This is a genomic window from Mycobacterium sp. 852002-50816_SCH5313054-b, assembly GCF_001667185.1.
Lineage (GTDB): Bacteria > Actinomycetota > Actinomycetes > Mycobacteriales > Mycobacteriaceae > Mycobacterium.
In genome coordinates, this window is the sequence record NZ_LZIC01000132.1 from 1 (window position 1) to 12,651 (window position 12,651).

General features: G+C 69.6%; 12 protein-coding genes. 9 read left to right on the forward strand and 3 right to left on the reverse strand.

Annotation, left to right across the window (positions count from 1 at the left end; genetic code table 11):
- The 9 genes from A5787_RS23855 to proB all read left to right on the forward strand — a co-directional run.
- The coding region (locus tag A5787_RS23855) for a valine--tRNA ligase (protein WP_156764104.1) at positions 1 to 2,118 on the forward strand (2,118 nt) is incomplete at its 5' end.
- Entirely contained in the window at positions 2,115 to 3,548 is a 1,434-nt protein-coding gene (locus A5787_RS23860; protein WP_066971662.1) for a folylpolyglutamate synthase/dihydrofolate synthase family protein, read from the forward strand. The genes A5787_RS23855 and A5787_RS23860, both read left to right, overlap by 4 nt.
- A complete protein-coding gene (locus A5787_RS23865; RefSeq protein ID WP_066971664.1) occupies positions 3,545 to 3,904 on the forward strand; it encodes a DUF4233 domain-containing protein in 360 nt (119 codons plus the stop codon). Before A5787_RS23860 ends, A5787_RS23865 begins: the two co-directional genes overlap by 4 nt.
- Positions 3,905 to 3,940: 36 nt before the next feature.
- On the forward strand, positions 3,941 to 4,351 hold the full coding sequence (gene ndk / locus A5787_RS23870) for a nucleoside-diphosphate kinase (RefSeq protein WP_066971667.1): 411 nt from the start codon (positions 3,941 to 3,943) through the stop codon (positions 4,349 to 4,351).
- Between the two features lie 340 nt (positions 4,352 to 4,691).
- Positions 4,692 to 7,412, forward strand: coding sequence for an Rne/Rng family ribonuclease (locus tag A5787_RS23875; protein ID WP_066971669.1), 2,721 nt, complete (start codon positions 4,692 to 4,694; stop codon positions 7,410 to 7,412).
- A gap of 223 nt (positions 7,413 to 7,635) precedes the next feature.
- Entirely contained in the window at positions 7,636 to 7,947 is a 312-nt protein-coding gene (gene rplU, locus A5787_RS23880) for a 50S ribosomal protein L21 (RefSeq protein WP_066971671.1), read from the forward strand.
- 14 nt (positions 7,948 to 7,961) lie between these two features.
- Positions 7,962 to 8,228, forward strand: coding sequence for a 50S ribosomal protein L27 (rpmA, locus tag A5787_RS23885; RefSeq protein ID WP_066971673.1), 267 nt, complete (start codon positions 7,962 to 7,964; stop codon positions 8,226 to 8,228).
- Between the two features lie 63 nt (positions 8,229 to 8,291).
- Positions 8,292 to 9,743 carry a GTPase ObgE gene (gene obgE / locus A5787_RS23890; protein WP_066971675.1) on the forward strand — a complete coding sequence of 484 codons (1,452 nt, stop codon included), beginning with the start codon at positions 8,292 to 8,294 and terminating at the stop codon, positions 9,741 to 9,743.
- On the forward strand, positions 9,743 to 10,858 hold the full coding sequence (gene proB / locus A5787_RS23895; RefSeq protein WP_066971677.1) for a glutamate 5-kinase: 1,116 nt from the start codon (positions 9,743 to 9,745) through the stop codon (positions 10,856 to 10,858). Before obgE ends, proB begins: the two co-directional genes overlap by 1 nt.
- Here proB and A5787_RS23900 read toward each other — a convergent pair.
- The 3 genes from A5787_RS23900 to A5787_RS23910 form a co-directional block, all read right to left on the reverse strand.
- A complete protein-coding gene (locus A5787_RS23900; RefSeq protein WP_066971679.1) occupies positions 10,851 to 11,282 on the reverse strand; it encodes a DUF5313 domain-containing protein in 432 nt (143 codons plus the stop codon). The genes proB and A5787_RS23900 overlap by 8 nt on opposite strands.
- Positions 11,283 to 11,299: 17 nt before the next feature.
- A complete protein-coding gene (locus A5787_RS23905) occupies positions 11,300 to 11,791 on the reverse strand; it encodes a MarR family winged helix-turn-helix transcriptional regulator (protein WP_066971680.1) in 492 nt (163 codons plus the stop codon).
- 162 nt (positions 11,792 to 11,953) lie between these two features.
- Positions 11,954 to 12,604, reverse strand: coding sequence for a TetR/AcrR family transcriptional regulator (locus tag A5787_RS23910; protein ID WP_066971681.1), 651 nt, complete (start codon positions 12,602 to 12,604; stop codon positions 11,954 to 11,956).
- Positions 12,605 to 12,651: the final 47 nt, after the last annotated feature.

The following is a 12,651-nucleotide window of genomic DNA, read 5'->3' on the forward strand; positions in this document are numbered from 1 at the left end:
GCCGAGCGGCTGGTCAACTGGTCCCCGGTGCTCGAGACGGCGATCTCGGACCTGGAGGTGAACTACCTCGACGTCGAGGGCGAGCTGGTGTCGTTCCGCTACGGCTCACTCAGCGACGACGAGGCCCACATCGTGGTCGCCACCACCCGGGTGGAGACGATGCTGGGCGACACCGCGATCGCCGTGCATCCCGACGACGACCGCTACCGGCACCTGGTCGGCGCCAGCCTGCCGCACCCGTTCGTGGACCGCGCGCGCGTCGTCGTCGCCGACGAGCATGTCGACCCCGAATTCGGCACGGGTGCAGTCAAAGTCACGCCAGCGCACGACCCGAACGACTTCGAAATCGGGCTGCGGCACGAGCTGCCGATGATCTCGATCATGGACACCAAGGGCCGGATCGCCGACACCGGAACGCAATTCGACGGAATGGATCGTTTCGAGGCCCGGGTCGCGGTGCGCGAAGCCCTGGCCGCGCAGGGCCGGGTAGTCGAGGAGAAGCGGCCCTATCTGCACAGCGTCGGGCATTCCGAGCGCAGCGGCGAGCCGATCGAGCCGCGGCTGTCGCTGCAGTGGTGGGTTCGGGTGGAATCGCTGGCCAAGGCCGCCGGCGACGCGGTTCGCAACGGCGACACCGTGATTCACCCCGCCAGCCTCGAGCCGCGCTGGTTCGCCTGGGTCGACGACATGCACGACTGGTGCATCTCGCGCCAGCTGTGGTGGGGCCACCGCATCCCGATTTGGTACGGGCCGGGCGGCGAGCAGGTGTGCGTCGGTCCGGACGACACGCCGCCGGCGGGCTGGGAGCAGGACCCCGACGTGCTGGACACCTGGTTCTCCTCGGCGCTGTGGCCGTTCTCCACTTTGGGTTGGCCGGAGCAGACGCCGGAGCTGGAAAAGTTCTATCCGACAAGCGTTCTGGTGACCGGCTACGACATTCTGTTCTTCTGGGTGGCGCGGATGATGATGTTCGGCACCTTCGTCGGCGGCGACGACGCCATCACCCTCGGCGGCCACCGCGGCCCCCAGGTGCCGTTCACCGATATTTTCCTGCACGGGCTGATCCGCGACGAATTCGGCCGCAAGATGAGCAAGTCCAAGGGCAACGTCATCGACCCGCTGGACTGGATGGACATGTTCGGCGCGGACGCCCTGCGGTTCACCCTGGCCCGCGGCGCCAGCCCGGGCGGTGACCTCTCCGTCGGCGAGGATGCCGTCCGGGCGTCGCGCAACTTCGGCACCAAGCTGTTCAACGCCACCCGGTACGCGCTGATCAACGGCGCTGCGCTGGCGCCGTTACCGGCGCTGACCGAGCTCACCGACGCCGATCGCTGGATCCTCGGACGGCTGGAAGAGGTTCGCGCCGAAGTTGATTCGGCCTTCGACGGCTACGAGTTCAGCCGGGCCTGCGAATCGCTCTACCACTTCGCGTGGGACGAATTCTGCGACTGGTACGTCGAACTGGCCAAGACCCAGCTTGGCGATGGGCTCGCGCACACCACCGCCGTGCTGGCCGCGGTGCTCGACACGCTGCTGCGCCTGCTGCATCCGGTCATCCCGTTCCTCACCGAGGCGCTCTGGCAGGCCCTGACCAACCAGGAGTCGCTGGTGATCGCCGAATGGCCGAAATCGTCCGGCATCTCGCTGGATCAGGTTGCCGCGCAGCGAATCAGCGACATGCAGCGGCTCGTCACCGAGGTCCGCAGGTTTCGCAGCGAACAGGGCTTGGCGGACCGGCAGAAGGTGCCGGCCCGCCTGGGTGACGTGCGGGGCGCGGACCTGGGCGGCCAGGTGAGCGCGGTGACGTCGCTGGCGTGGCTCACCGAGCCGGGTCCGGGTTTTCAGCCGTCGGCGTCGGTGGAGGTGCGCCTCAGCGGTGGCACGGTCGTCGTCGAGCTCGATACGTCGGGCACCATCGACGTCGCCGCCGAGCGGCGCCGCCTGGAAAAGGACCTGGCCGCGGCGCAAAAGGAGCTGGAGTCGACGGCGGCCAAGCTGGGCAACGCCGATTTCCTCGCCAAGGCGCCGGAGCAGGTGGTCGCCAAGATCCGTGACCGCCAGCGGGTGGCCCAGGAGGAAACCGACCGGATCAACGGCAGGCTGGCCGCGCTGCAATGAGTGAGCCGCCCGAGCGGGCCAACAGCGCGGCTCCCACACCGGATGAGATCGCGTCCCTGTTGCAGGTCGAGCACCTGCTCGACCAACGCTGGCCCGAGACCAAGATCGAGCCGAGCCTGACCCGGATCAGCGCCCTGATGGATCTGCTGGGGTCGCCGCAACTGGGCTATCCGTCGATCCACATCGCGGGCACCAACGGCAAGACGTCGGTGGCGCGCATGGTCGACGCGCTGGTGACCGCGCTGCATGGGCGCACCGGCCGAACCACCAGCCCGCACCTGCAATCGGCCGTCGAACGCATCGCAATCGACGGTGAGCCGATCAGCCCTGCCCAGTACGTGGGGACCTACCGGGAGATCGAGCCGTTCGTGCAGCTGGTCGATGCGCAGTCGCAGGCCGACGGCGGGCCCGCGATGAGCAAATTCGAGGTGCTCACGGCGATGGCCTTCGCCGCGTTCGCCGACGCGCCCGTCGACGTCGCGGTGGTCGAGGTCGGCATGGGCGGGCGCTGGGATGCCACCAACGTGGTCAACGCGCCGGTGGCCGTGATCACCCCGATCGGCATCGACCACGTCGACTACCTCGGCGCGGACATCGCCGGGATCGCCGGCGAAAAGGCCGGGATCATCACCAAAGCACCTGACGGCGCGCCGGACACCGTCGCCGTCATCGCGCGCCAGGTGCCCGAGGCGATGGAAGCGCTGCTGGCCCAGGCCGTCCGCGCCGACGCCGCGGTGGCCCGTGAGGATTCGGAGTTCGCGGTCCTGGGCCGCCAGGTCGCGATCGGCGGCCAGGTGCTGCAGCTGCAGGGCCTCGGCGGGGTGTACTCCGACGTCTACCTGCCGCTGCACGGCGAACACCAGGCGCACAACGCGGCGGTGGCACTGGCGGCGGTCGAGGCTTTCTTCGGCGCCGGCGCGCAGCGCCAGCTCGACGTCGACGCCGTGCGGGCCGGCTTCGCCGCCGTCACCAGCCCGGGGCGGCTGGAGCGCTTGCGCAGCGCCCCCACGGTGTTCATCGACGCCGCGCACAATCCCGCCGGCGCGGCCGCGCTGGCGCAGACGCTGGCCGGCGAGTTCGACTTCCGGTTCCTGGTCGGCGTGATCAGTGTGATGGCCGACAAGGACGTGGACGGCATCCTCGCGGCGCTGGAGCCGGCGTTCGACGCCGTCGTCGTGACCCACAACGGTTCGCCGCGGGCGCTGGACGTCGAGGCGCTGGCGCTGGCCGCCGGCGAGCGGTTCGGGCCCGACCGCGTCACCACCGCGGAGAACCTGCGCGACGCCATCGACGTCGCGACCGCCCTGGTCGAGGACGCCGCGACGGAAAGCGATGCGGGAGAGTCGTTTTCGGGCACGGGGATCGTCGTCACCGGCTCGGTCGTCACCGCCGGGGCGGCCCGCAGCCTGTTCGGGCGTGATCCCCAATGACCGATAACAGCGCGACCCCACCGGCCGATCCGTGGAAGAGCTTCGCCGCGGTGATGGCCGCGACGCTGATCCTCGAGGCGATCGTGGTGCTGCTGGCGATACCGGTGGTGGGCGCGGTCGGCGGCGGCCTGACCGGCGCGTCGTTGGGCTACCTGATCGGCCTGGCGGTGGCGCTGGTGGTGCTGGCCGCGCTGCAGCGCAGGCCCTGGGCGATCTGGGCGAACTTGGGCATCCAGGTGGTGCTGCTGGCCGGCTTCGCCGTCTACCCCGGGGTGGGATTCATCGGGATGCTGTTCACCGGGTTGTGGGCGCTGATCGCCTACTTCCGGGCCGAGGTCCGGCGCAGGCAGGAGTAGGGCCGATCGGCAAAGGGGTTCTGTACGCTGTGCGCCGTGACCGAAAGGACCCTGGTACTGATCAAGCCTGACGCCGTCGAGCGGCACCTGATAGGCGAGATCATCAGCCGCATCGAGCGAAAAGGCCTCACCATCGCGGCGCTGGAACTCCGGCACGTCAGCGAAGAGCTGGCCGGCCAGCACTACGCCGAGCACGAGGGCAAGCCGTTCTTCGGGTCGTTGCTGGAATTCATCACCTCGGGGGCGGTGGTGGCCGCGGTCGTCGAGGGACCCCGCGCGGTCGCGGCGTTCCGTCAGGTCGCGGGGGGTACCGACCCGGTGGAGAAGGCCACGCCGGGCACCATCCGGGGCGACTTCGGGCTGGAAACGCAGTTCAACCTGGTGCACGGGTCCGATTCGGACGATTCGGCGAAGCGCGAGATCGCGCTTTGGTTTCCCGGAATTTAGCGCTGGCCGGATCGGGGCCGCACCCGGCCCCGACGGCGTTTGCTGAAACGCGTATCTCGGGTGCGGGTGGGCACACGGAGTGATGTGGGATACTGACAGCGGGTGAACGTCGCCGGACCGGCTTCGGACACCCGAATGAAGACTTAGACAAGCGCGACCATCGCCACCGACGTGATGTTGCGCCGCATGTCAGGCCGACATTCAGCACGGCGCCGAGCGAGTTCTACCCGAGCCGTTCGGGGCAAGACCATCACAAGCCTGGGAGAAGCGACCCGGGCCCATAGTGCAGCCCTCGCGTGGCCGCGTCGAAGCGACGCGCCCGGGGGCCTAAGGAGAGTACGTGGTAGACAGTGCGCCCCCTTCGAACCCACCGCAGGAGCCGGTCCAGCACGAGGACCTGCCCGATCGCCTGAGGGTGCACCAGCTGGCGCGGGCGCTGGGCAGCACCAACAAAGAGGTGCTCGAGGCGCTCACCACGCTCGACGGGCGGGCACGCAACGTGCAGTCCGGCGTCGACCGCGAGGACGCCCTCAAGGTGCGCGACCTGATCTTCGCCAAGCCGCTGCCGAACATCCCGGGCTTCAGCCACGCGGCGGCCAAACAGCAACCACTCCTGCTGCGGACCTCGACCGAGCCGGCCGAATACCTGCCGCTGTTCGTGGCGCCGCAGCCGGTGGAGCTCGGCGGCGGCGGTGACGCCGACGAAGCCGGCGACTCCGACGATTCCGACGACGACGACGAGGACGAGGATCAGCCCGATCGATCGGCCAACAAGCGGCGCCGCCGCGGCCGGCGGGGGCGCGGCCGCGGGCGCGGCGAACAGGGTGGATCCGACGGTGACGACGACACCGGCGACGAGGACGCCGACTCCGACGACTCCGACGACTCCGACGGCGACGACGAGGACGGCTCTCCGGACGGGGCCACCCGGCGCCGCCGCAGGCGCCGGCGGCGCAAGTCGGGATCCGGTGACGACGAGGAGGGTCTGTCGCCCGACGACCCGCCCAACACCGTGGTGCACGAGCGGCCGCCGCGCAGCGGCAAGAACGGTGAGAGCGGCGGCAGTTCCAACGCCGAGATCAAGGGCATCGACGGCTCCACCCGGCTGGAGGCCAAGCGGCAACGCCGGCGCGACGGGCGAGACGCCGGCCGGCGCCGCCCACCCGTGCTCACCGAGGCCGAGTTCCTGGCGCGCCGCGAGGCCGTCGAACGGATGATGGTGGTACGCGACCGGGTCCGCGGCGAGCCGCCGCACCCGGGGGCGCGCTACACCCAGATCGCGGTGCTCGAGGACGGCATCCTCGTCGAGCATTTCGTCACCTCCGCCGCGTCCGCCTCCCTGGTGGGCAACATCTACCTCGGGATCGTGCAGAACGTGCTGCCCTCGATGGAGGCGGCGTTCGTCGACATCGGCCGCGGCCGCAACGGGGTGCTCTACGCCGGCGAAGTCAACTGGGAAGCCGCGGGATTGGGCGGGTCCGACCGCAAGATCGAACAGGCCCTCAAGCCCGGCGACTACGTCGTCGTCCAGGTCAGCAAGGACCCGGTCGGCCACAAGGGCGCCCGGCTCACCACGCAGGTGTCGCTGGCCGGTCGCTACCTGGTTTATGTGCCCGGCGCGTCGTCGACCGGGATCAGCCGCAAGCTGCCCGACACCGAACGCCAGCGGCTCAAGGAGATTCTTCGCGAGGTGGTGCCGTCCAACGCGGGGGTGATCATCCGCACCGCGTCCGAGGGCGTCAAAGAGGACGACATCCGCAAGGACGTCACCCGCCTGCAGGAGCGCTGGCAGGAGGTCGAGGCCAAGGCGGCCGAGACCAAACGGAAGGCCGCGGGCGCCGCGGTCTCGCTCTACGAAGAGCCGGACGTATTGGTCAAGGTCATCCGTGACCTGTTCAATGAGGACTTCGCCGGCCTCATCGTCTCGGGCGACGAGGCCTGGAACACGATCAACGAGTACGTGAATTCCGTTGCCCCAGAGCTGGTTTCGAAGCTGACCAAGTACGGGCCGGCCTCCGGGCCGGATGAGACGAGCGGCCCGGACGTGTTCGCGGTGCACCGCATCGACGAACAGCTCGCCAAGGCGATGGAGCGGAAGGTGTGGCTGCCGTCGGGCGGCACGCTGGTGATCGACCGCACCGAGGCCATGACGGTGGTCGACGTCAACACCGGCAAGTTCACCGGATCCGGCGGCAACCTCGAACAGACCGTCACCAAGAACAACCTCGAGGCGGCCGAAGAGATCGTGCGCCAGCTGCGGCTGCGCGACATCGGCGGCATCGTGGTGATCGACTTCATCGACATGGTGCTGGAGTCCAACCGCGACCTGGTGCTGCGGCGGCTGACCGAGGCGCTGGCCCGCGACCGCACCCGCCATCAGGTGTCCGAGGTGACGTCCCTGGGCTTGGTGCAGCTGACCCGCAAACGGCTGGGCACCGGGCTGATCGAAGCATTCTCGTCGTCGTGCCCGAACTGCGGCGGCCGCGGCATCCTGCTGCACAGCGACCCGGTCGATTCCGCCCCGTCGAACGGCCGCAAGTCCGAGTCCGGTGGTCGCCGGGGCAGGCGCTCGAAGAAGAAGGGGGCCGAAGAGGCCGCCGACCAGCCCACCGTGGCGGTGGTGCCCGCGCATGCCCCCGGTGAACACCCGATGTTCAAGGCGATGGCCGCGGGCGCGTCCGGGCCGGCCGGCCAGGATGAGGACGAGGAGGAATCCGACGGGTCCGGTGACGTGCTCACCGCCACGGTCGACGGGAAGACCGAAGAGGGGGGCGCCGCCGACCTGGACGACGCCGACACCGACACCGATGACTTCGAGGACAACAACGACGACGACGACAACGACGAGGACGAGTTCGACACCGACGACGACGACGACCTCGACGACGAGGACCTCGGCGACGACGAGGAGCTGGACCTGGATGACGACGAAGACGATCTGGACGACGAGGACTCCGACGACGACACCGCACGAAGCGGAAACGGCGGGTCCGCGGCCGGACGTCCGCGCCGCCGCCGTGCCGCGGGCAGGCCGGCCGGCCCGCCGATCCACGCGGACTGACCTGCGCCAACCCGGGGTGTTCGCCAGCAGTCGTTCGGGGCCGGTTTGACCCTGTAGCCGCTGGTCAAGTACCCTTGGACAGTTGTCGTCAGGCCAGACTGTGGCCGGCGGCGGGCGGGACCACCGGGCTCGGAGTTTCTACCGGGGGCGGACCCGCACCCCAGACCCACCACGCACAGGCCGGTGGCACGCGCGCGGCTAGCAGAAAGAGGCAGGAGCAACGATGGCGACCTACGCAATCGTCAAGACCGGCGGCAAGCAATACAAGGTCGCCATCGGTGACGTGGTCAAGGTCGAGAAGCTGGACTCCGAGCCGGGCTCGAACGTGACGCTGCCGGTGGCCCTCGTCGTCGACGGCGCCAAGGTCACCAGCGACGCGGCCGCGCTGGCCAAGGTCGCGGTGACCGGTGAGGTGCTCGAGCACACCAAGGGCCCCAAGATCCGCATCCACAAGTTCAAGAACAAGACCGGCTACCACAAGCGTCAGGGGCACCGTCAGCAGCTGACGGTCCTGAAGGTCACGGGCATCAAGTAGCGGAGGACGACACAATGGCACACAAGAAGGGCGCTTCCAGCTCCCGCAACGGCCGCGACTCCGCCGCGCAGCGGCTGGGTGTGAAGCGGTTCGGCGGCCAGGTCGTGAAGGCCGGCGAGATCCTGATCCGCCAGCGCGGCACCAAATTCCACCCCGGCGCGGGCGTCGGCCGTGGCGGCGACGACACGTTGTTCGCCAAGGAGACCGGAGCCGTCGAGTTCGGGGTCAAGCGCGGACGCAAGACGGTCAGCATCGTCGCGGCCGGGCAGACCACCGACTAGGCGCCCTTGCCCGGGCCCATCGCGCGGCCCGCATCGCGCCCGCGGTAGTTGAGAGGACCCTCGATGCCTCGGTTTGTCGATCGCGTCGTCATTCACGCCCGGGCGGGTTCCGGCGGTAACGGCTGCGCGTCGGTCCACCGCGAGAAATTCAAGCCGCTCGGCGGCCCCGACGGGGGCAACGGTGGCCGCGGGGGCAGCATCGTCTTGGTCGTCGATCCGCAGGTGCACACCCTGCTGGACTTCCATTTCCATCCGCACGTCACCGCGCCCTCGGGCAAGCAGGGGATGGGCAACAACCGCGACGGCGCCGCCGGCTCGGACCTGGAAGTCAAGGTCCCCGACGGTACCGTGGTGCTGGATGAAAACGGCCGGCTGCTCGCTGATCTGGTGGGCGCGGGCACGCGGTTTGAGGCGGCCGCCGGTGGCCGCGGCGGCCTGGGCAACGCCGCGCTGGCATCGCGCGCCCGCAAGGCCCCGGGCTTCGCGCTGCTCGGCGAACCGGGGCAGTCCCGCGACCTGACGCTGGAGCTCAAGACCGTCGCGGACGTGGGGCTGATCGGGTTCCCCTCGGCCGGCAAATCTTCGCTGGTGTCCGCGATCTCGGCGGCCAAACCGAAGGTCGCCGACTACCCGTTCACCACGCTGGTGCCCAACCTCGGCGTGGTGTCGGCGGGGGAGCGCACCTTCACGATCGCCGATGTGCCGGGCCTGATCCCGGGCGCGTCGCAGGGCCGCGGGCTGGGCCTGGAATTCCTCCGGCACATCGAGCGGTGCGCCGTGCTGGTGCACGTCGTGGACTGCGCCACCGCCGAACCCGGCCGCGACCCCATCTCCGACATCGACGCGCTGGAAGCCGAGCTCGCCGCGTACACCCCGACGCTGCAAGGTGACGCGGCGCTGGGCGACCTCGCCGAGCGGCCGCGCGCAGTGGTGCTCAACAAGATCGACGTGCCCGAGGCCCGCGAGCTCGCCGAATTCGTGCGCGACGAGATCGCCGAACGCGGCTGGCCGGTGTTTCTGGTATCGACTATCGCGCGGGAGGGCTTGCAGCCCTTGATCTTTGGGCTGTGGAAGATGATTTCGGAGTACAACGCCTCGCGGCCGCAGATCGTGCCGCGGCGCCCGGTGATTCGCCCGGTGCCCGTCGACGACAGCGGCTTCACCGTCGAGCCGGACGGCGAGGGCGGCTTTGTGGTCACCGGCGCGCGGCCCGAGCGCTGGGTGGGCCAGACCAACTTCGACAACGACGAAGCGGTGGGCTATCTGGCCGACCGGCTGGCGCGCCTGGGTGTCGAGGAGGAACTGCTGCGGCTGGGTGCGCGGCCGGGCTGCGCCGTGACCATCGGGGAGATGACGTTCGACTGGGAGCCGCAAACCCCCGCGGGACAGCACGTCGCGTTGTCGGGCCGCGGCACCGATGTGCGGCTGGAACGCACCGATCGGGCCGGCGCCGCCGAGCGCAAGGCCGCCCGCCGCCAGCGCCGCCAACGCGATGCCGAGGACGGTGAAACGTAATGACCGCCCAACGCGACGCGATCCGTACCGCGCGCAGCCTGGTGGTCAAGGTTGGGACGAACGCGCTGACCACCCCGTCCGGGGTATTCGACTCCGGGCGGCTGGCCGGGCTGGCCGACGCGATCGAGGCCCGGATGAAGGCGGGCACCGACGTCGTCATCGTGTCGTCGGGCGCCATCGCCGCCGGCATCGAGCCGCTCGGACTATCACGTCGCCCACAGGATCTGGCGACCAAGCAGGCCGCGGCCAGCGTCGGACAGGTGGCGCTGGTAAACGCGTGGAGTGCGGCGTTCGCCCGCTACGGACGCACCGTCGGGCAGGTGTTGCTGACCGCACACGACATCTCGGTGCGGGCCTCCCACACCAACGCTGCGCGCACCCTGGACCGGCTGCGCGCGCTGCACGCGGTGGCGATCGTCAACGAAAACGACACGGTGGCCACCAACGAGATCCGGTTCGGCGACAACGACCGGCTCTCGGCGCTGGTGGCCCACCTGGTCGGGGCCGACGCGTTGGTGCTGCTCTCCGACATCGACGGACTCTACGACTCCGATCCGCGAAAGACCAAGGGCGCCAGCTTCATACGCGAGGTGTCCGGCACGGCGGACCTGGACGGTGTGGTCGCCGGCCCGGGCAGCGACCTGGGCACCGGCGGCATGGCGTCGAAGATGTCCTCGGCGCTGCTGGCCGCCGACGCCGGGGTCCCGGTGCTGCTGGCCGCCGCGTCCGACGCCGCGACGGCGCTCACCGACGCCTCAACCGGGACGGTGTTCGCCGCGCGGCCGGATCGGATGTCGGCCCGCCGGTTCTGGGTGCGTTATGCCGCCGAGGCGGCCGGTTCGCTGACCCTTGACGAGGGGGCGGTGCGCGCCGTGCTGCGACACCGCCGCTCGCTGCTGGCCGCGGGCATCACCACGGTCTCGGGGCGCTTCTACGCCGGCGACGTGGTCGAACTGCGCGGACCCGACGCGACCCTGGTGGCGCGCGGCGTGGTCGCCTTCGACGCCACCGAGCTGGCCACCATGATGGGCCGGTCGACGTCCGACCTGCCCGGCGAGCTGCGCCGGCCCGCGGTGCACGCCGACGACCTGGTTGCGGTGCAGCCGGCTAAGTAAACGGGTTGCTGTTGTCCTGCCACGCGGCCGATTCGGGACGCGGCCCGTAGCGGCGGGCGTAATCCTCATGCATCTTGGCCTGCTTCTTGTTTTTGAGCACGTCGACCAGGTTCGGGTCGATGCCATGCTGCGCCAGCCGGTGGCGGCGCCAGACCTTGTTCAGCGCAAGCGAAATCAGCACGGCCCAGATGTAGAGCGGCACCGTCATCTCGCTGTGCACGTACAGCGACGCGGGCAGCAGCCAGAAGGGCGCGAGAACGAACAGCGGAGGGATGGCCCACCGGATCAGGTGCCGGCGCACGGCCCCCTTGCCCGCCAGATCGTTGGCGACCCAGTCGCGCATCGAGTCGGGTAGCTGCCGCCCGTACGAATAGGCGATGTATTGCCAGGGGTTGGGCCTTGCGCTGGTCGTGGATTTGGTCACGGTGGCTCCTCAGGGGTTCAGGTCTGCAAGGCGCCGGCTGCCAGGGCGGCCGCGTTGATTCGGGTGAGCACCTGGTGCAGGTGCCGCAGTTCGTCCATGTCGACGCCCAGCCGTGCCACCACGGCCGGCGGAATCTGCAGCGCACGCCGGCGTAGGGCGGCGCCGGCGGCGGCGAGTTTGACGTCGGTCGAGCGCTCATCGACGGCGTTGCGGGTACGGGTGATCAGCCCGAGCGCCTCCAGGCGCTTGAGCATCGGTGACAGCGTGGCCGAATCCATTTGCAACGTGGTGGCGATCTCCTTGACCGACAGCGGTTTCTGCCGTCGCGCTGGTGTCTTGTGATGATCCCAGAGCGTCAGCATCACCAGATACTGGGGATGGGTCAGGCCCAGCGGCTCCAACAGCGGCCGGTAGACCGCCAAAACGGCGCGGTTGGTGACGCTCAGCGCGAAACAGACCTGTTGTTCGAGGGCGAGCGGGTCGACGTCGGATGCGATCGGTGCGGCCACATTTATACCGTACGCTAATAGTTAGGACACTAACTATGTTGCGTGGGTCACAGGGGGTTATTCGCCACGGTGGTACCGGCGTCCGGGGACCACCCTTAGTGTGGGCGCAAGCCGATCCCTGCCGCGCTGAGACTGATGTGGCGGATGCGACCGAACGGGCCCTCAGCTCGGCGGCATCGCCTTGAGATACAAGCTGCTCCAAATGATTTGGGCCAGCGCCTCGGCCAGCTCCGCATCGTAGGAGTCGGGAGCGCTCGGAAGATTCTGGTGGCAGGCCCGCTCGACCATCCAGGTCAGTGCGCTGGCCGTGGCGGTCGCGGGCAGCTCGGGGCGGATGGAGCCGTCGGCCTGGCCGTCCTCGATCACGCGGGTAACCCGCCCGGTGATGGCGGTCAGCAGGTTTTGATAGGTCGCGCCGACCACCGGGTCGTAGCCGGCCATCTCGTTGAGCGCGACGAGCACCGGTTGATGACGCCGGTAGCCGGCGACCAGGCCCGTCGTCGCGGCGCGGACGTCCGCGGGGTCGTGCCGCCACGCCACGCTCCACCAGCGGTCCGCCCTGTCGGCGAGGTCGGCGAACACCTGGCCGGCCAGGCGGCGCAGCAGGTGGCCCTTGTCCTCGAAGTAGATGTAGAAGCTGGCTCGCGAGATGCCGGCCGCGCCCGACAGCCGGTCCACGCTCAGCTCGGTGAAGCTGGCGCCGTCGCGCATCAGCCGCTCGGTGGCCTCCAGCAAGCGGCGCTCCAGTTGCTCTCGCCGCTGCTGGCGCCCCTGTTCGCGATTGGCCTGCGCCTTTCGGGTGACCGACGGCATTTGCCCAGCATAGCCGGGGGGCTAACACGTTGACTAGACACTATGTC

Coding starts and splice junctions, on each gene's coding strand:
- A5787_RS23860 (WP_066971662.1), top strand. CDS start 2,115: ATGAGTGAGCCGCCCGAGCGGGCCAACAGCGCGGCTCCCACACCGGAT.
- A5787_RS23865 (WP_066971664.1), top strand. CDS start 3,545: ATGACCGATAACAGCGCGACCCCACCGGCCGATCCGTGGAAGAGCTTC.
- rplU (WP_066971671.1), top strand. CDS start 7,636: ATGGCGACCTACGCAATCGTCAAGACCGGCGGCAAGCAATACAAGGTC.
- rpmA (WP_066971673.1), top strand. CDS start 7,962: ATGGCACACAAGAAGGGCGCTTCCAGCTCCCGCAACGGCCGCGACTCC.
- obgE (WP_066971675.1), top strand. CDS start 8,292: ATGCCTCGGTTTGTCGATCGCGTCGTCATTCACGCCCGGGCGGGTTCC.
- proB (WP_066971677.1), top strand. CDS start 9,743: ATGACCGCCCAACGCGACGCGATCCGTACCGCGCGCAGCCTGGTGGTC.
- A5787_RS23910 (WP_066971681.1), bottom strand. CDS start 12,604: ATGCCGTCGGTCACCCGAAAGGCGCAGGCCAATCGCGAACAGGGGCGC.